Annotated in this window: 14 protein-coding genes; 7 read left to right on the forward strand and 7 right to left on the reverse strand. The window is 72.9% G+C overall.

Features of this window, described 5'->3' with window-relative positions; translation table 11 throughout:
- The first annotated feature begins 492 nt into the window (after window positions 1–492).
- Window positions 493–1,890 (forward strand): FAD-dependent oxidoreductase, encoded by a 1,398-nt coding sequence (locus tag KYY02_RS11155; RefSeq protein WP_371237656.1) that lies wholly within the window; start codon window positions 493–495, stop codon window positions 1,888–1,890.
- 108 nt (window positions 1,891–1,998) lie between these two features.
- On the opposite strand, the gene KYY02_RS11160 is transcribed toward KYY02_RS11155, so the two are convergent.
- Window positions 1,999–2,325, reverse strand: coding sequence for a hypothetical protein (locus tag KYY02_RS11160; protein WP_371237657.1), 327 nt, complete (start codon window positions 2,323–2,325; stop codon window positions 1,999–2,001).
- A gap of 134 nt (window positions 2,326–2,459) precedes the next feature.
- On the opposite strand from KYY02_RS11160, the gene KYY02_RS11165 reads away from it, so the two are divergent.
- Entirely contained in the window at window positions 2,460–3,281 is an 822-nt protein-coding gene (locus KYY02_RS11165) for a rhomboid family intramembrane serine protease (protein ID WP_371237659.1), read from the forward strand.
- Between the two features lie 13 nt (window positions 3,282–3,294).
- On the opposite strand, the gene KYY02_RS11170 is transcribed toward KYY02_RS11165, so the two are convergent.
- The 3 genes from KYY02_RS11170 to hemE form a co-directional block, all read right to left on the reverse strand.
- Entirely contained in the window at window positions 3,295–3,816 is a 522-nt protein-coding gene (locus KYY02_RS11170; protein ID WP_371237660.1) for a DUF6924 domain-containing protein, read from the reverse strand.
- Window positions 3,817–3,946: 130 nt separating this feature from the next.
- Window positions 3,947–5,989 carry a SpoIIE family protein phosphatase gene (locus tag KYY02_RS11175; protein WP_371237662.1) on the reverse strand — a complete coding sequence of 681 codons (2,043 nt, stop codon included), beginning with the start codon at window positions 5,987–5,989 and terminating at the stop codon, window positions 3,947–3,949.
- A 102-nt stretch (window positions 5,990–6,091) separates the two neighbouring features.
- Complete coding sequence (hemE, locus tag KYY02_RS11180; RefSeq protein ID WP_371237663.1) at window positions 6,092–7,186, reverse strand: uroporphyrinogen decarboxylase; 1,095 nt, start codon at window positions 7,184–7,186, stop codon at window positions 6,092–6,094.
- Window positions 7,187–7,315: 129 nt separating this feature from the next.
- Between hemE and KYY02_RS11185 the strand changes: the two genes are divergently transcribed.
- The 3 genes from KYY02_RS11185 (at window position 7,316) to KYY02_RS11195 (ending at window position 10,391) form a co-directional block, all read left to right on the forward strand.
- Window positions 7,316–7,999 carry a DUF3000 domain-containing protein gene (locus tag KYY02_RS11185; RefSeq protein ID WP_371237664.1) on the forward strand — a complete coding sequence of 228 codons (684 nt, stop codon included), beginning with the start codon at window positions 7,316–7,318 and terminating at the stop codon, window positions 7,997–7,999.
- A gap of 269 nt (window positions 8,000–8,268) precedes the next feature.
- Window positions 8,269–8,931, forward strand: a complete 663-nt coding sequence (locus KYY02_RS11190) for a helix-turn-helix transcriptional regulator (protein ID WP_004923664.1) — start codon at window positions 8,269–8,271, stop codon at window positions 8,929–8,931.
- Window positions 8,932–9,092: 161 nt separating this feature from the next.
- The gene (locus tag KYY02_RS11195; protein WP_371237665.1) at window positions 9,093–10,391 is read left to right on the forward strand and encodes a ribonuclease D; all 1,299 of its coding nucleotides are present in this window, start codon (window positions 9,093–9,095) and stop codon (window positions 10,389–10,391) included.
- A gap of 247 nt (window positions 10,392–10,638) precedes the next feature.
- Here KYY02_RS11195 and KYY02_RS11200 read toward each other — a convergent pair whose 3' ends face one another.
- From KYY02_RS11200 to KYY02_RS11210, 3 genes are read right to left on the reverse strand one after another with little or no spacing between them, the layout of a single operon-like run.
- Entirely contained in the window at window positions 10,639–11,469 is an 831-nt protein-coding gene (locus KYY02_RS11200) for a carbohydrate ABC transporter permease (RefSeq protein WP_371237666.1), read from the reverse strand.
- Window positions 11,466–12,419 (reverse strand): carbohydrate ABC transporter permease, encoded by a 954-nt coding sequence (locus KYY02_RS11205; RefSeq protein WP_371237669.1) that lies wholly within the window; start codon window positions 12,417–12,419, stop codon window positions 11,466–11,468. The genes KYY02_RS11200 and KYY02_RS11205 overlap by 4 nt, the downstream gene beginning before the upstream one ends.
- On the reverse strand, window positions 12,419–13,735 hold the full coding sequence (locus KYY02_RS11210; protein WP_371237670.1) for an ABC transporter substrate-binding protein: 1,317 nt from the start codon (window positions 13,733–13,735) through the stop codon (window positions 12,419–12,421). Before KYY02_RS11210 ends, KYY02_RS11205 begins: the two co-directional genes overlap by 1 nt.
- A 151-nt stretch (window positions 13,736–13,886) precedes the next feature.
- On the opposite strand from KYY02_RS11210, the gene KYY02_RS11215 reads away from it, so the two are divergent.
- Window positions 13,887–16,268, forward strand: a complete 2,382-nt coding sequence (locus tag KYY02_RS11215) for a glycoside hydrolase family 2 protein (protein ID WP_371237673.1) — start codon at window positions 13,887–13,889, stop codon at window positions 16,266–16,268.
- Window positions 16,265–17,302 (forward strand): LacI family DNA-binding transcriptional regulator, encoded by a 1,038-nt coding sequence (locus KYY02_RS11220; protein WP_371237674.1) that lies wholly within the window; start codon window positions 16,265–16,267, stop codon window positions 17,300–17,302. The genes KYY02_RS11215 and KYY02_RS11220 overlap by 4 nt, the downstream gene beginning before the upstream one ends.
- Window positions 17,303–17,412: the final 110 nt, after the last annotated feature.

Consider the following 17,412-nt stretch of genomic DNA (forward strand, 5'->3'; position numbering starts at 1 on the left):
CGTCGGTCCTTCCGCCAGGGCCATGTGGCCCTGACGAGTCCCTGCCGTGACCGCGTCGGGACCGTCCGGCGCCGACGTCCCGCGCCCCTCCCGCGTCGAAGGAACGTCGGTCATCACCACGCGGGGGAGTCCCCCTGCGCACACGACGATCCGTACGACCCGCCCATGCCCTGTCCGGGGGGTGCTGGCGGCGGCCCTCGCCGTCGGCGGGTGCAGCGGCGCGAGCGACGACTCCGCCGGGTCCGGGGCGGTGCTGCCGTTCGCGGTGGTGGCGGCGCTGCTCGCCCTGCTGTGGCGGAAGGCCGCACGCCCCCGGCTGCCGCGGCGGCCGGAGCCGTCGTCCGTGACGGGCGCCCCGGGCCCGCTGCCGACGGCTCCGCCGGTGCCGTCGTCGACGCCCCCGCCGGGCGTCCGACGGGGACAAAGGGGTCTGAGGGGACCGGGAGGCCCTCGGGCGGGCCCGAAATCCTCTGTCCCCCGTAGCGTGTTCGCATGAACACGAGCGATGCGCACGGTGCGAGGGAACGCCTGGTGGTGATCGGCGGTGACGCCGCGGGGATGTCCGCGGCGTCACAGGCCCGTCGGCTGAAGGGCCCGGACGAACTGGAGATCGTGGCGTTCGAACGCGGTCACTTCACCTCCTACTCGGCCTGCGGCATCCCCTACTGGGTGGGCGGTGACGTGTCCGACAGGGAGCAGCTGATCGCGCGTACGCCCGAGGAGCACCGCGCGCGGGACATCGATCTGCGGCTGCGCACCGAGGTCACGGAGCTCGACCTCGACCGGGGGCGGGTACGCGCGCGGGACGTCGATTCCGGCGCCGAGTCCTGGACGTCGTACGACAAACTGGTGATCGCGACCGGTGCGCGGCCGATCCGCCCGGAGCTGCCCGGCATGGACGCCCCCGGGGTGCACGGCGTGCAGACCCTGGACGACGGGCAGGCCCTGCTGGACACGCTGTCCCGCACGAGCGGGCGCCGCGCGGTGGTCGTCGGGGCGGGTTACATCGGCGTGGAGATGGCCGAGGCGATGATCAGGCGCGGCTACGAGGTGACGGTCGTCAACCGCGGCGAGGAACCCATGGCGACCCTCGACCCCGACATGGGGCGCCTGGTGCGCGAGGCCATGGAGGGCATGGGCATCACCATGGTGAACGGCGCCGAGGTCACCGGGCTGCCCACGGGGGACGACGGCGGGGTACGGGCGGTCGCCACCGAGGACGCCGAGTACCCGGCGGACGTCGTCGTGCTCGGCATCGGGGTGCGGCCCGAGACATCCCTCGCGCGGGCGGCGGGACTCCCCCTGGGGGAACACGGCGGGCTGCTCACCGACCGGTCGATGCGGGTGCGCGGGCACGAGAACATCTGGGCCGGCGGCGACTGCGTGGAGGTCCTCGACCTGGTCTCCGGACAGCAGCGGCACATCCCGCTGGGCACGCACGCCAACAAGCACGGCCAGATCATCGGCGCGGGCGCCGGCGGCGGCTACGCCACCTTCCCGGGCGTGGTCGGTACGGCGGTCAGCAAGGTGTGCGACCTGGAGATCGCGCGCACCGGACTGCGGGAGAAGGACGCCCGCCGCGTGGGCCTGCGGTTCGAGGCGGTCACCATCGAGTCGACCAGCCGCGCGGGCTACTACCCGAACGCCTCCCCCATGACGGTGAAGATGCTCGCCGAACTGCGCACCGGCCGGCTCCTCGGCGTCCAGATCGTCGGCCGCGAGGGCGCGGGCAAACGCGTCGACATCGCGGCGGTCGCCCTCACGGCCGGCATGACGGTGGACCAGATGACATCCCTGGACCTGGGCTACGCCCCACCGTTCTCCCCGGTCTGGGACCCGGTCCTGGTGGCGGCCAGGAAGGCGGCGACGAAAATCCGGGCGACCTTTTAGCAAGGGTGGTGCAGCGCCCCTCCAAGGGGCGCGGGAACTGCGCGACCAGCCACAGCGGGCCGGCGCTCCGCAACGCAACCGCGCCCCTGCGGCGCCACCCGAAAACCCTCACGCCGTCCCGTTGATCCTCTCGATCGCCTGTCGCGCCTGCTCGGCGGGCGGCCGGGACGGCAGCGAGGCCACCGATGCGCCCGCGGCGCCGGCATCCGGCGCCTGCGCCTGTTCCGTCGGCTTCGCATGCGCGGCCCCCCGCACGGAGCGCAGCCGATGGCTCACCGCCTCGCCCAGCGTCACCGGCCGCCGCATCCGCGAGGCGAGCCGCCCCGCCTTCTGGCCGAGCCGGGCGACGTCCTCCCACGGCAGGCGCACCACGAGCGTGAGTTCGGCCTCGCCGTCGGGCAGCGCGTGCATCGCGGTGGGCACTCGGTCGTTCACCGCCTGTTCCTCCACGTCGGCTCCGCGGCCCCTTCCCCGAGCCGCGGACGGTCGACGAGTCCTACGCACGGCCGGACGACGGTGTGCAGCGGCGCCGTGGATTCGCCGGCCTCCGGCCGGGCACCAGTGAGGACGTGGTCATCCCCGTCCATGACGTGAACCCGGCGCGGCGCACTCCCTGGGCGACGTACGCGCTCCTCGCCGCCAACATCGTCGTCTTCGTCGCCCTCACACCGGGCGTCGTCGGTTCGCTGACCGGCGGGAGCGATCTGGCCGACCTGTGCCGTCTCCGGGCGTTCCTGGACCGCTACGCGGCGGTGCCGCGGGAGCTGATCCACCACCGGATGCCGGACCTGGTGCCCACGGGCGGCACCGGGGTGGGCCCGCAGGGCCCGGGGTGCGTGATCGGCCCGCCGGGCTACGACAAGTCACCGGAGCTGAGCGTCCTGACGGCGATGTTCCTGCACGGCGGCTGGCTGCACCTGCTGGGCAACATGCTGTTCCTGTGGATCTTCGGAAACAACGTCGAGGACCGCATGGGGCACGTCCGCTTCCTGCTCTTCTACACGGTCTGCGGTTACGCCGCCTCGTACGGCTTCGCCCTGCTCAACGCCGGCTCGGGCGAGCCCCTGATCGGCGCCTCCGGGGCCATCGCCGGGGTGCTGGGCGCCTATCTGGTGCTGTATCCGAAGGCGCGCGTCTGGGTGCTGGTGCCGTTCCTGATCTTCCTGCCGCTGCGGCTGCCCGCCTGGATCGTGCTGGGCATGTGGTTCGTGCTCCAGGCGGTGTACTCCGCCGGCCAGGGAGTTTCCGGCGCCGGCACCGTCGCCTACGTGGCCCACGTGGTCGGATTCGCGGCCGGCATGCTCCTCGCCTGGCCGCTCAAGCCCGGCACCTCCCCACCACCGGAGCCGCGCGGCATCCTCCTCGGACGGCAGGCCCGGCGAGCCCGCTAGAGCGGGTTCGAGGTCACGGAGAGGGATCCGGCGGGGTGTCCGGCCCCGCGGGGTCCACCCGGGGCGCGGGCGGAGCCGGCACGACGTCCGTGTGCGGCTGGAGCTGTCCCCGCAGTTCGGCCGCCGCCCGGTGGTGCCGTTCGGAAAGCCGGTGGACGCCGGAGGCGGGGAGGAGGTCGAGGTAGTCGTCGAAGAACCGGTGCCCGATCGTCATGAGTCCGACGGCGGACTCACACGCGTCGGGGACAGCCCGGAACGTCCGGCCGGGCTCCTCCCGGACATCGATCAGGAGCAGTGTGCGCTCGTCGGAGGAGAACGTCACGCGGTCGGCGACCACGAGCACCCGGTAGGCGCTGCCGTCCGGGACGAGCGCCGTCAGTTCCGGCACGGACAGGTCCCGGTGACTCGGATCGGCCAGGGGCGTCACCCAGCCCTTGTCGACCTCGGCCAGCAACGCCTCCCACGCCTCGTCATCGGTGAAATCCGTACGCAGAAAGGGCGGGAAGTCGGTCCCGCGTAACCGTGCGGCGGTCATGTGTCCTCCAGTCACGGGCAGGCCACGGCCCCGGCGACGCCGCGTCGGGGCCCCGTCCCGACTATGCCGCTCCCGAGGTACGCGTCCGTGAACTCTCGTGGAACGCCGGGCAGCCGCGCGGGCATGCCGCTCACCCGGCCGCCGCGTGCCCGTCCGGGTGGGACGCGGGCAGGCGCAGGGCCAGCACGGCCACGTCGTCGTCGTTGTCCACGGTGAGCTGGTGGGTGAGCAGCGCGTCGCAGAAGGCCTCCAGCGGGTGCCCGGCGACGGCCGACGCGTGCAGCCGCAGCCGCTCCAGACCGACGGTGAGGTCCTCCGCGCGGCGCTCCACCAGCCCGTCGGTGTACAGCAGCAGGGTCGAGCCGGGCGGCAGTGGCTGTACGGCGCTGGCGTACTCGGGCTGCGGATCGAGCCCGAGCATCGGGGAGTGGGCCGCGGTCAGGAAGCGCGCGGCGCCGTCCGCCCCGACCAGCAACGGCGGCGGGTGTCCCGCGACGGAGTAGTTGAGCTGGAAGCGGCCGGGGGCGGGGCGCTCGACCCGGGCCAGCACGCAGGTCGCGGTGCACTCCAGGTAGAGGGTCTGCACACAGACGTCCAGCCGGCGCAGGATCGTGCCGGTCGGTTCCTGGCGGTCCAGGGTGAGTCCGCGGAGCATGTTGCGCAGCTGGCTCATGGTGACGGCGGCGGGCAGGTCGTGGCCGGAGACGTCGCCGATGGTGAGGACGGTGGCGCCGTCGCGCAGCACGAACGAGTCGTACCAGTCGCCGCCGACCTCGGCGGCCGCGGTGCTGGGCCGGTAGCGGACGGCGATGCCGAGGTCGGGCACGTCCGGCGGATCGGTGAGCAGGCTGCGCTGGAGGGCCAGTGCCACCTGCCGGGTGCGCTGGTACTCCAGGGCGTTGCTGAGGGGTGTGTGGGCCCGTTCCAGGAGCGTCCGCAGCAGGCCGATCTCGGTCTGGCCGAGGGGCGGACGGTCGCCGCTGACGGACGCGGTGACCAGGGCGGCGGTGGTGCCGTCGACGACGACGGGGAGCAGGACGACGCTGTTCGTCCCGGGGGCCAGCCACGGTTCGGCCTCGGGCAGGCAGAGGTCGGGCGGAGGCTCACCGGGCGGGAAGACCGCGTGAATGGGGCGGCGCCGGTCCGCGGTGCGGGCGAGCGGACTGCCGGACCGCAGGTGCTCCTCGTGGGGCGGAGGCAGGTCCGGCGCTCCCGGGCGGGTGACGGCGGCGACCCGTTCGGCGGCGAGCGGGGCGCCCGGCGGGCGGTGCAGGGCGTGCGGCAGGAGGTAGACGGCGCAGTTGTCGGCGATGTCGGGCACGATCACACCGGCGAGGGCGGCGAGCATCTCCTCCAGCCGCACGATGCCGGCCGTGGCGGTGGCGGCCCGCGCCAGCAGTTCCTCACGACGGGTCTCCTGCCACTCCTGCTCGATGTCCGCGCAGGTGCCCACCCACTCGATCACCGTGTCCCCGTCGCGCACCGGCGCGGCGTCGACGGCGAAGTGACGGTAACCGCCGGTGGCCAGCCTTAGCCGGTAGGTGTGGGTCCAGCGGGGCGCCTGCTCGTCCAGTGCCCGCTGCCACGCCTCGACGGCGGCGGCGCGGTCGTCGGGGTGGACGGCGTCGATCCATCCGTCGCCGCGGAACTCCTCCCAGCTCTGCCCGGTCACCCGCTGCCAGCCGGGGCTCGGCTCGGTCACCCCGCCCCTGGGGCCGGTCACCCACACGATCCGGGATCCGGCGTTCACCAGACTGCGGTAGCGCTGCAGCGCACGGCGACGCTCCTCGGACAGGACACGGATCCGTTCCGCGGCGGTCACCTGTTCGGTTACTTCCACGATCACGCCGAGCACACCGTGCTGGCCGTCGCTCATCGTGGCGTGGGAGATGCTGAACGAGAAGTAGCGGGTCCCGCCGGTCACCGGGCCGGGGTAGGCCAGGTCGACGGGTACGGCGGTGAGCACCTCGGCCGTGCCCGTGGCGAAGACCCGGTCGAAGATGTCGAAGTAGCCGGACTGCGCGAGGTCGGGAAAGGCGTCGCGGATCGCCCGGCCCAGTGGACGGTCGCCGAAGGTGTTCCGGTAGACGGCGTTCATGTACGCGAGCCGGTGCTCCGGCCCCCTCGTGAACACGACGCCGATCGGAGCAGGGTCGAACATCTCGAGCCGCATGAGGCTTTCACCTGCCCGGTCCCGGGAGCGAACGTGGTGGGAAACGTGTGCCCAGTACCCCGCTCCCGGGTTCCGACGCGTGTGCGGCGCGTACGCGGTGGGTCAGCGCGCGGTCCGCGTGTGGACGTACTCCACGAGGCGGGTCAGGGCGTCCGGGTCGGTGGACGGCATGACGCCGTGGCCGAGGTTGAAGACGTGGCCCTCCAGGCCGGCGGCCGTCTCCAGGACCTCCCGCGCCTTCGCCTCGACGGCCTCCCGGCCGGCGAACAGCACGGTCGGGTCCAGGTTGCCCTGGAGCGCCTTGCCGGGGCCGACGCGGCGGGCGGCCTCGTCCATCGGGACGCGCCAGTCGACGCCGACGACGTCCGCGCCGGCCTCCCCCATGAGCCCCAGCAGCTCGCCGGTGCCGACGCCGAAGTGGATGCGCGGCACGCCGTGGCCGGCGACCTTGCGGAAGACCTTCGCCGAGGCGGGCAGCACCGAGCGCCGGTAGTCGGCCGGGGCGAGCGCGCCGGCCCAGGAGTCGAAGAGCTGGACGGCGGAGGCGCCGGCCGCGATCTGCACCTCCAGGAACGCGGCCGTGATGTCGGCGAGGCGGTCGAGCAGGTCGGCCCAGAGCTCGGGGTCGCCGTACATCATCGCCTTGGCGTTCTCGTACGTGCGGGACGGGCCGCCCTCGACGAGGTAGCTCGCGAGGGTGAACGGGGCGCCCGCGAAGCCGATCAGCGGGGTGGACCCGAGCTCACGGGTCAGCATGCCGATCGCCTCGGTGACGTAGGAGACGTCCTCGGGGGTGAGGTCGCGCAGCCGGGCGAGGTCGGCGCGGGTGCGCACGGGCCGCTCGACGACCGGGCCGATGCCGGGCTTGATGTCCAGGTCGATGCCGATGGCCTTGAGCGGGACGACGATGTCGCTGAAGTAGATCGCCGCGTCGACGTGGTGGCGGCGCACCGGCTGGAGCGTGATCTCGGTGACCAGTTCGGGGCGCATGCAGGAGTCGAGCATCCCGATGCCCTCGCGGACCTTGCGGTACTCCGGCAGTGAGCGCCCGGCCTGCCGCATGAACCACACCGGCGTGTGCGGCACGGGCTCGCGCCGGCACGCCTTGAGGAAGGCCGATTCCTGGACTGCGTCGTTCCTGGCGGGCTCGGGGGTCGCGGTCGGCGTCTGGCCCGTCGGGCTTGCGTTGGCACTCACACCGGCAAGTCTCGCACGACCCGCCGGAGCGCCCGGACCCCAGGGCCCGCGGGACGGGATCCGGACACCGCCGGGCGGCTCGGGTGTCCCTCCCTGCGCCGGGGGCTCGTTCCGCTTAATCTTCCCCGCATGGCTGCGGCTCAGGGACGACTGTCGGACGGCGCTGGCGGAATGGACGAACGGAAAGGGACCGGAGGGGATCCCGGGCAGGGGGGAGCGGGGGGTGCGCCCCCGCCGCCCTTCCGGGCCGCTGTCGAGGCGCTGCGCGGCGCGCGGCTGCGGCCGCAGATCGAGGTGGACCCCGCGCCCGCCCCGAAGCGGCTCGCCCCGTACGCGTACGCGTTGGAGGCGGCGGTCGTCGACGGCGAGCAGGATCTGGCCGACGGCCGGCTGGTGCTGCTGCACGACCCGGCCGGACACGACGCCTGGCGTGGCGCCTTCCGCCTGGTGACGCTGGTGCGCGCGGAGCTGGAGCCGGAGATGGCGGCGGATCCGCTGCTGCCGGAGGTGTGCTGGTCCTGGCTGACCGGTGCGCTGGCGGCGCGCGGACTGGCGTGCGGCGAGCCGAGCGGCACGGTGACGCGCGCGAGTTCCCACTACTTCGGCGGGCTGTCCGCGCGGCCCGCCGCCTCGCAGATCGAGATCCGGGCCTCCTGGACGCCCCGGGAGGGCCTGGGCGGAGTGCCGGACACGGCCGCCCACCTGGTCGCGTGGACCGATCTGCTGGCACAGGTCGCGGGGCTGCCGCCGGCCGCTCCGGGGGACGCGTCCGTGGTGACGCTGCCGCAGCGGCGGGGGCCGCAGTCGCGCTGAGCCCCGGCGGGGGCTCCCGACCGCCTCCCGTACCCATCTCTTTGTCGACACGGCCACTTTCGAAAGCGTTGCGACGCGGATCGAAACCGTTCGATCTTCGAATGATCGCTCGCGCGTCCGAATTGCTCGGATTGTTACTCATCACTTCGTGATCATTCGTTAAAGGACACCAGGTTTGTTGCCGAAGACGACTGTGACCTTGAAAGCACGGTTCGTCCCGGCTCCACCCCCCCCACGAGCCGCCCCGTCCCCCAACCCCAGGAGGCCTGGTGTCCGTTCTCCTCGAGCAGCCCGCAAGCCTGGTCGCCTACCGCCCGAACAAGCCGACCGCCATGGTGGTCGTGGCCGACCCGCGCGTCCGTTCCACCGTCACCCGCCATCTGTGGGCGCTCGGTGTGCGCGACGTCATCGAGGCCTCGTCCGTCGCGGAGGCTCGTCCCCGCATCGGCAACCCCCGCGACATCTGCGTCGCCGAAGTCCACCTGCCGGACGGTTCCGGCCTCACCCTCCTCTCCGAGACCCGCGCCGCCGGCTGGCCCAACGGCCTCGCCCTCTCCGCAGCCGACGACATCGGCGCCGTGCGCAACGCCCTCGCCGGCGGAGTGAAGGGCTACGTCGTCACCGGCACCCGCACCAACCTCGGGCTCCCCACCCGGCCCGGTGCCGCGCCCATCGGCGCCGCCGCCGCCCGCCTGCACCGCCGCCCCCCGGGTGCCCCGAGCCACCCGGGCGGCTACCGGGAACTGTCCGGCCGTGAGGTCGAGGTGCTGCGACTGGTGGCGGAGGGCCAGTCGAACAAGGCGATCGGCGTCTCGATGGGCCTGTCCGCACTGACCGTCAAGAGCCACCTCGCCCGCATCGCCCGCAAGCTCGGCACGGGCGACCGCGCCGGCATGGTGGCGGTGGCCCTGCGCACCGGCATCATCCACTGACCGCCCCCGCCCGTCCCCTTCCGTCCCGCCCACGGATTCCGTCCCGCCCACGGACCCGCGAACACCGCCTTCCGCCCTCCTGACCGGAACACGGCCCACCGGCGCCCGTCACGGAACACGACCGTCGACGGGCGCCGTCGTGACACGGATACCCTTGACAGGTGACCGACGCCCACGACACCGCAGCAGACCATTCACTGCGCACCACCGGAGGCGCCCCTCCGGACGACGGCGGATCTTCTGCTACGGAGGCGCCGCTCCCCCTGCTCGAACCGCGTGAGGGCATTCCGCCCGTGATCGCGGACGAGGCCGCCCTCGCCGAGGTGGTCGCCGCCTTCGCCGCGGGCAGCGGCCCCGTAGCCGTGGACGCCGAGCGTGCCTCCGGCTACCGCTACGGCCAGCGCGCCTACCTCGTCCAGCTGCGCCGCGAGGGCGCCGGGAGCGCGTTGATCGACCCCGTCGCCTGCCCCGACCTGTCCGCTCTCGGCGAGGCGCTGTCCGGCGTCGAGTGGGTGCTGCACGCCGCCACCCAGGACCTGCCCTGCCTCCGCGAGATAGGCATGGTGCCCACCCGTCTCTTCGACACCGAACTGGCCGGACGCCTCGCCGGGTTCCCCCGGGTCGGACTCGGCGCGATGGTCGAGAACGTGCTCGGCTTCGTCCTGGAGAAGGGCCACTCCGCCGTCGACTGGTCCACCCGCCCCCTGCCCGAGCCCTGGCTGCGCTACGCCGCCCTCGACGTCGAGCTTCTGGTCGACCTGCGCGACGCGCTGGAGAAGGAGCTGGACCGGCAGGGCAAACTGGACTGGGCCCGGCAGGAGTTCGACGCGATCGCCTCGGCGCCGCCGCCCGAGCCCCGCAAGGACCCCTGGCGGCGCACCTCCGGCATGCACAAGGTGCGCCGGCGCCGGCAGATGGCCGTCGTGCGGGAGCTGTGGCAGACCCGCGACCGGATCGCCCGGCGCCGGGACGTCTCCCCCGGCAAGGTGCTCTCCGACGCGGCGATCGTGGAGGCCGCGCTCGCCCTCCCGGCCGACCTCCACGCCCTCGCCGCGCTCAACGGGTTCGGGCAGCGCGTGGGGCGGCGCCAGCTGGAGCAGTGGCAGGCGGCCGTCGACCGGGCGAAGGCGCTGGGCGAGGACCGGCTGCCCCAGCCCGGCCAGCCGGTGACCGGCCCCCCGCCGCCGCGCGCGTGGGCCGACAAGGACCCGGCGGCGGCGGCACGGCTGTCCGCGGCGCGGGCGGGCGTCACCGCGCTCGCCGAGCGGCTGAACATGCCGCCGGAGAACCTGATCACGCCGGACACGGTGCGGCGGGTGTGCTGGGAGCCGCCGAAGCCGGCCGACGCCCGGACGGTCGCCGCGGCGCTGACCGGGTACGGTGCGCGGGCCTGGCAGGTGGAGCAGGTGACACCGGTGCTGGTCACCGCACTGGCCTCCGGCACCGACCGGGGCGCCTGAGCGTCGCCCCGGCGATCGCGGGCGCCGAGCCGCCGGACGGAGGCGCCGAGCCCGGCCAAGGCGCCGGCCGCGGTGCCGACGGCGCGGGAGCGGCCGGGCCGCCCGCCGTAGCGGGCGGACGCGGTGCCGCGCCCCGGCGGCCCGCGCCTCCCGCCTCCCCGCCTCCCGTCGCACCGCGTCCGGCCCGCGGTGGCGGACCGGACGCCGGGGCGCTTTGCGGCCGTCCGCGCCTCGGGGCCCGGCGCCCTCACTTCGTCGCCCCCCTCATGAAGCCGTTGTAGATGAAGCGCTGGAGGAAGAGGAAGACGAGCAGGGTGGGGAGGATGACCAGGACCGCGCCCGCCGAGATCGTCTCCCAGTGCGCCCCGAACGGGCCCTTGAAGCGGAACAGGGACGTCGAGATCACACCGAGGTCCTCGGAGGGCATGTAGAGGAAGGGGATGTAGAAGTCGTTGTAGACGTTGATCCCCTTCACGATCACCACCGTCGCGATCGCCGGTTTGAGCAGGGGGAGGATCACCCTGCGGTAGACCGTGAAGGCGCCCGCCCCGTCCAGGCGGGCCGCCTCGTCCAGGGAGACCGGGATGGAGCGGATGAACTGCAGGAAGATGTAGATCGACACGATGTCCGTGCCCGTGTAGAGCGCGATCGGCGCCCACAGGCTGTCGAACATGCCGAAGCCGTTGACGATCTGGAAGGTCGCCACCTGGGTGGTCACCCCGGGGACCAGCGCGGCGAGCAGGAACAGGACGACGACCAGTCTCCTGAAGCGGAAGTGGAAGCGGTCGATCGCGTACGCGGTCATCGAGCCGATGAGGATGGTGCCACCGACGGCGACGGCCAGGACGACCGCCGTGTTGCCGAAGGCGGACAGCATCTGGCCCTCCCGGAACGCGGTCACGTAGTTGTCGAAGTTCAGCGGGTCGTCGGGCAGGGCCAGCGCCCCGCTGCCGTCCGCCATCTCACGGGACGACTTCAGCGAGGTCAGGAAGACCACGGTGAGCGGCAGCAGCACGACGAGCACGGCGAGGATCAGGGACGCGTACACGAGGACGCGGGCCAGGCTGCGGCGGGTCATACGAGGTCCACCTTCTCATCGGGGACGATGCGCCGCTGCACCCAGGTGACCGCCAGGACGATCAGCAGCAGGACGACGGCGGCGGCGGAGGCCAGTCCCGTCTTGTTGAACTGGAAGGCCAGCTTCACCGTCTGGATCACGAAGGTCTCGGTGCCGGTGGCACCGCCGGTCATGATGTACGGGATCTCGAAGACCGAGAGCGAGCCGGAGACGGAGAGGACGACGCTCAGACTCAGGACGGGTCTGATGCCGGGCGCGATGATGTGCCGGAACTGGTGCCAGCGGTTCGCCCCGTCGATCTCGGCCGCCTCGTACAGCTCGCCCGGGACGGACTGGATCGCGCCGAGGAAGAGGACGAAGTTCAGGCCCAGGTGGCGCCAGACGGAGACGGCCGCCAGTGCGGTGTTCGCGGAGGACGGCGTGCCCAGCCAGGCGTGGTCGGTCTCGACGCCGAGCAGGAGCAGTACGGAGTCGAGGGTGCCGCCGTCCTGGAAGAAGTAGAGGAAGACGAAGCCGATCGCCACACCGTTGATCAGGTACGGGAAGAACAGCACGCCCTTGAAGAAGTTCCGGAAGCGGACGTCGAAGCTGAGGATCGTGGCGAAGTAGAGGGCGAGGCCGATCTGCACCACGGAGGCGACGAGGTAGTAGCCGCTGACGAAGAAGACCTCGAACAGCTCGGAGCGGGTGAGGAGTTCGGTGTAGTTCTCGGTGCCGGTCCAGTTCAGTTCGGGGCTGATGCCGTCCCAGTCGGTGAAGCTGTACGCGATCATGTTGGCGATCGGCGCGTAGGTGAAGGTCAGGAGCAGGGCCAGCGGGGCGGTCAGGTAGAGCCACGGGGTGAGGCGGCGCGTCAGCCGGGTGCGGCGCGGGGCGGGTGCGGTCCGCCCGGACCCGGCGGGCGCGGCCGGGACGTCCGGCCGCACCGCCTTGCGGGTGGTGTCCGTCATCAGGACCCCAGCGCGTTCCGTGCCTCGGCCCAGCGCTCGCCGAGGCCGCCGAGGTAGTCGTCGAGACCGCCCTCGCGGGCGCCGCGGGCGAGATCGACGAGTTCCTGGCGGTAGTCGGGCTTGTAGATGCCGACCTCGGACTGGTTGTCGATGGACTTCACCTCGGCGCCCCTGCTGTCGTCGAGGTCGATGAGCCTGACGCCCTTCTCCTCGTACGGCTTGAGGATGTCGGGCAGCGGGGCGTCCTTCAGCGGGGACAGGGCGAGGTTGGCCGCCGCGTAGCCGGACTCGTCGGTGAACCAGTCGATCCAGGCGCGGGCGGCCTCCTTGTGGTCGGAGTTGACGTTGACGGCCTGCTGGTAGTCCGGGGAGGTCACGGCGCAGAAGACGCCGTCCTTCTGGGCGGGGAAGGGCATGAAGCCGATGTCGGCGGGGTCGGCGCCGGCCTGCTCCGCGGCGTCCCGCATCTGGACGACGGCCCAGGAGCCGAGCCACATGGTGGCGATCTCACCCTTGGCCAGCTTGGACTTGGAGCCCTCCCAGTTGGTGGTGGTCGGGTCCTTCTCCGCCAGCCCGCCGCTGACGATGTCGTGAAGCAGGGTGTCGCCGACGCGCAGGTCGGCGCCCTCGGCCCACGGGTCGCCCTCGGCGAGCCTCGTGGTGGCGTTCGTGTCGCAGCCGACGGAGCCGTTGACGTTGGTCCACTGGGTCAGCGGCCACATGTCCTTGAAGTTGGTGTAGTACGGCACCGCGTCGGTCCTCGACCTGATCGCCCTCAGGTCGTCGAGGAACTCGGCCGGGGCGGTGGGCCAGTCGGTGACGCCGGCCTCGCTCCACACCTCCTTGTTGTAGATGAAGCCGGGGACGACGCCGATCGAACTCTGCCCGTAGACCTTGCCGTCGACGGTGGAGTAGTCGGTGAAGCGGTACCTGGCCTCGCGTTCCGCCTCGGTGCCGAGGGAGGCGAAGAACCTGGGGTAGTCCTTCTTCTCGATGACCGCCGGGATCATGAGGACGTCGCCGTAGTTCTCCGTGTTCATGCGGATCTTGACCTCACCCTCGTAGTCGGTGAGGCCGTCGAACTCGACCTCCACACCGGGGTAGGTCCTGTTGAACTCGGCGGCGTACTTCTTCATCGTCCCGTCCTGCACCAGGTCGGTCCGGTGGGTGAGGACCGTGATGGAGCCCTTGACCTGGGACGGGTCGTCGGGGGCCTCGGCGTCCGCGCCCTTCGAGGAGCCCCCCGAGCCCGTGCAGGCGGATGCCAGCAGGGCGAGGACGGCGATCGATCCGGCTAGTACCTTGCGGCGGTTCATGTGCACCAGCTCCGTTCACGGGGCGGACGAGCACGAGTGGGTTGGCTGGTTCGGCACTCTGGCAGCCACCTGCTGAACCGGTAAAGTCGCTATTGAGACAACGATGTCAGAACGCTGCCCCGACAGGGCTCGACCGGTTAAGGGAGTGTGCATGCGCCAGGTCACACCGCTCACCGAGGGATGGACCCTGCGACACCCGGACGGCACGGGGGACGCCCTGCCCGCCTCGGTGCCCGGGTGCGTGCACACCGATCTGCTGGCGGCCGGACTGATCCCCGACCCGTTCCTCGGCCGGAACGAGACCGAGGTGGCGTGGGTGGGCCGGCGGGACTGGACGTACGAGACGGAGCTGGCCGCCGGAGCGGGCGCGCACGAGCAGACGGATCTGGTCTTCGACGGACTCGACACCGTCGCCGAGGTCCTGCTCGACGGCCGGACACTGGGACGGACGCGGAACATGCACCGCTCGTACCGTTTCGACGTGACGGGGCTGGGCGGGCGGCTCACCGTGCGGTTCGCCTCCGCGTACGCCGAGGCGGAGGCGGTGCGCGGCACGGTGGGCGAACGGCCGGGGGCGTACGCCGAGCCGTACCAGTACCTGCGGAAGATGGCCTGCTCGTTCGGCTGGGACTGGGGGCCGACACTGGTGACCGCCGGGATCTGGCGGCCGGTGCGGCTGGAGCACTGGTCGACGGCCCGGATCGCCCGGGTGCGCCCGCTGGTGACCGTCGAGGACGGCACGGGACGGGTCGAGCTGGCCGTCGACGTGGAGCGCTCCCGGGTCGAGGCGCCGCTCACCGTGGAGGCGTGCGTCGGCGGGGTGCGCGCCCGCGCGGAGATCGACGGCACGGCGGGGACCGTAGGGCTGCGGGTGCCGGACGCACGGCTGTGGTGGCCCCGGGGGTACGGCGAACAACATCTGTACGACGTGGAGTTGACACTGCTGCACGGCGAGGAGGAGCTGGACTCGTGGCGGCGCCGGATCGGGTTCCGGACGGTGGAGCTGGACACCCCGGCCGACGCCCGCGGCACCGGGTTCACCCTGGCCGTCAACGGGGAGCGGCTGTTCGCGCGGGGCGTCAACTGGATCCCGGACGACGTCCTCCCGTCCCGGGTCACCCGGGAGCGCTACCGGCGGCGGCTGGAGCAGGCGGCCGGCGCGGGCGTGGACCTGGTGCGCGTCTGGGGCGGCGGGATCTACGAGAGCGAGGACTTCTACGACGCCTGCGACGAGTTGGGGCTGCTGGTCTGGCAGGACTTCCCGTTCGCGTGCGCGGCCTATCCCGAGGAGCAGCCGCTGCGCGGGGAGGTGGAGGCGGAGGCCCGGGAGAACGTGGTACGGCTGATGCCGCACCCCTCGCTGGTGCTGTGGAACGGCAACAACGAGAACCTGTGGGGGTTCCGGGACTGGGGCTGGGAGCCGGGGCTGGCCGGGGACTCCTGGGGCGAGGGCTACTACCTGGGCGTGCTGCCGCGGGTCGTCGCGGAGTCGGATCCCACCCGTCCTTACACGGCGGGCAGTCCCTGGTCCGGGTCCTGGCTGCACCACCCGAACGACCCGGCGCACGGCACGCACCACTCGTGGGAGGTGTGGAACCGCACCGACTACGCCGACTACCGCCTCCATGTGCCGCGTTTCGTCGCCGAGTTCGGCTGGCAGGCGCCGCCCGCGTACGCCACGCTGCGCCGGGCGCTGCCCGGGGAGGAGCTCGCGCCGGACTCCCCCGGCATGCTGCACCACCAGAAGGCGGACGACGGCAACGGCAAGCTGGCGCGCGGGCTGGCCCGCCACTTCGCCGTACCGGAGGGGGACTTCGACCGCTGGCACTATCTGACGCAGGTCAACCAGGCGCGCGCGATCGCCACCGGGATCGAGCACTGGCGCTCGCACTGGCCGGTGTGCGCGGGCACGGTGGTGTGGCAGCTCAACGACTGCTGGCCGGTGACCTCGTGGGCGGCGATCGACGGCGACGGCCGGGAGAAGCCGCTCTACCACGAGCTGCGGCGGCTGTACGCGGACCGGCTGCTGACCGTGCGGGGGGACGGTGAGGGTCTGGTGGTGGCGGCGGTCAACCAGTCCGCCGAGGACTGGCGGGGCACGCTGCGGCTGCGCCGGATGTCCGTCGACGGCACGGTGCTCGGGGAGGCCGGCCCGGCGCTGGCCACCGAGGGGCGGACGGTGGCGGTGACCGGGGTCCCGGCCGGTCTGGTTCCGGTCGGCCCGAAGGAGTTCCTGGTCGCCGACGCGGAGGATGTGCGGGCGCTGCACTTCCCCGCGCCGGACCGGGAGATCCCCTACCCGCGGCCCGAGTTCGAGGTCGCCCTCGTGCCGGACGGGATCACGGTCACGGCCCGCACCCTCGTACGGGACCTGCTGCTCCAGGCCGACCGGCTGGACCCGGAGGCGGTGGCCGACCGGGGGCTGGTGACCCTGCTGCCCGGGGAAGAGGTGACCATCGGGGTGCGGGGCTGGAGGACCCCGGACCCGGACACCGCCCGTCGCGCCCTGTACTGCGTGGGGCCCACTCGATGACGGCGGCGCCGACCCCCCGCGTCACCATCAGGGACGTCGCCGCGCGCGCCGGCGTGTCCAAGGGGGCCGTGTCCCTCGCCTTCAACCGGAAACCCGGCCTGTCGGAGGCGACCCGCGACCGGATCTTCCGGGCGGCGCGGGAGCTGGGGTGGGCGCCGAGCCCGACCGCGCGCACGCTGGCCGGTTCACGGGTGGACGTGGTGGGCCTCGCGGTGTGCCGGCCCGCCCGGCTGCTCGGCCTGGAGCCGTTCTACATGGAGTTCATCTCCGGGGTGGAGAGCGTCCTGGTCGAGCGGTCCTGCTCGCTGCTGCTGCGACTGGTGCGCAGCCCCGACGAGGAGGTCGGGCTGATGGAGTCGTGGTGGAGGGGCCGGCAGATCGGCGGGTCCATCCTGGTGGACTTCCGGGCCGACGACCCCCGCCCGGCGGTGGCCGGGCGGCTGGGGCTGCCGGCGGTGGCCGTCGGGCACCCGTCGCTGACGGGCGGGCTGACCTCCGTGTGGACGGACGACGCCACGGCCGTGACGGAGGCGGTGCGGTACCTGGCGGCGCTCGGGCACCGGCGGATCGCCCGGGTGGGCGGCGCGGCGGCGCTCGGGCACACCTCGATCCGTACGACCGCGTTCGACGAGGCGGTGCGGGCGCTGGAGCCGGCCGCGCGGGCGTGGCAGGTGGCGACGGACTTCTCCGGGGACGCGGGGGCGCGGGCGACCCGCTCGCTGCTGGCGGCGGCGCCGGGCGAGCGGCCGACGGCGATCGTGTACGACAACGACATCATGGCGGTGGCGGGGCTGTCGGTGGCGGCGGAGATGGGGCTGCGGGTGCCGGACGACGTGTCGCTGCTGGCGTGGGACGACTCGCAGCTGTGCCGGCTGACGCATCCGACGCTGTCGGCGATGAGCCACGATGTGCACGGGTTCGGTGCGGAGGTGGCACGGACGCTGTTCGGTGTCGTCACCGGGCAGGAGGGGCCGGGGTCGCACCCGGTGCCGACCCCGGTCCTGACCCCCAGGGGCTCCACGGCCCCGCCGTGAGCCCCTGGGGGGCTGGGAGCAGCCCCTCCGGCGTTCGAAGGAGCGGGGATCCGGGGGCGGCGCCCCGGGGGACGGACAGGGGCGGCGGGGCGGGGACCCCTCACCGGACA

It is taken from the genome of Streptomyces pimonensis, assembly GCF_041380215.1.
In the GTDB taxonomy this organism is placed as follows: domain Bacteria; phylum Actinomycetota; class Actinomycetes; order Streptomycetales; family Streptomycetaceae; genus Streptomyces; species Streptomyces pimonensis.

Coding starts and splice junctions, on each gene's coding strand:
- KYY02_RS11205 (WP_371237669.1), bottom strand. CDS start 12,419: ATGACGGACACCACCCGCAAGGCGGTGCGGCCGGACGTCCCGGCCGCG.
- KYY02_RS11175 (WP_371237662.1), bottom strand. CDS start 5,989: ATGCGGCTCGAGATGTTCGACCCTGCTCCGATCGGCGTCGTGTTCACG.
- KYY02_RS11220 (WP_371237674.1), top strand. CDS start 16,265: ATGACGGCGGCGCCGACCCCCCGCGTCACCATCAGGGACGTCGCCGCG.
- KYY02_RS11210 (WP_371237670.1), bottom strand. CDS start 13,735: ATGAACCGCCGCAAGGTACTAGCCGGATCGATCGCCGTCCTCGCCCTG.
- KYY02_RS11185 (WP_371237664.1), top strand. CDS start 7,316: ATGGCTGCGGCTCAGGGACGACTGTCGGACGGCGCTGGCGGAATGGAC.
- KYY02_RS11170 (WP_371237660.1), bottom strand. CDS start 3,816: ATGACCGCCGCACGGTTACGCGGGACCGACTTCCCGCCCTTTCTGCGT.
- KYY02_RS11200 (WP_371237666.1), bottom strand. CDS start 11,469: ATGACCCGCCGCAGCCTGGCCCGCGTCCTCGTGTACGCGTCCCTGATC.
- KYY02_RS11155 (WP_371237656.1), top strand. CDS start 493: ATGAACACGAGCGATGCGCACGGTGCGAGGGAACGCCTGGTGGTGATC.
- KYY02_RS11215 (WP_371237673.1), top strand. CDS start 13,887: ATGCGCCAGGTCACACCGCTCACCGAGGGATGGACCCTGCGACACCCG.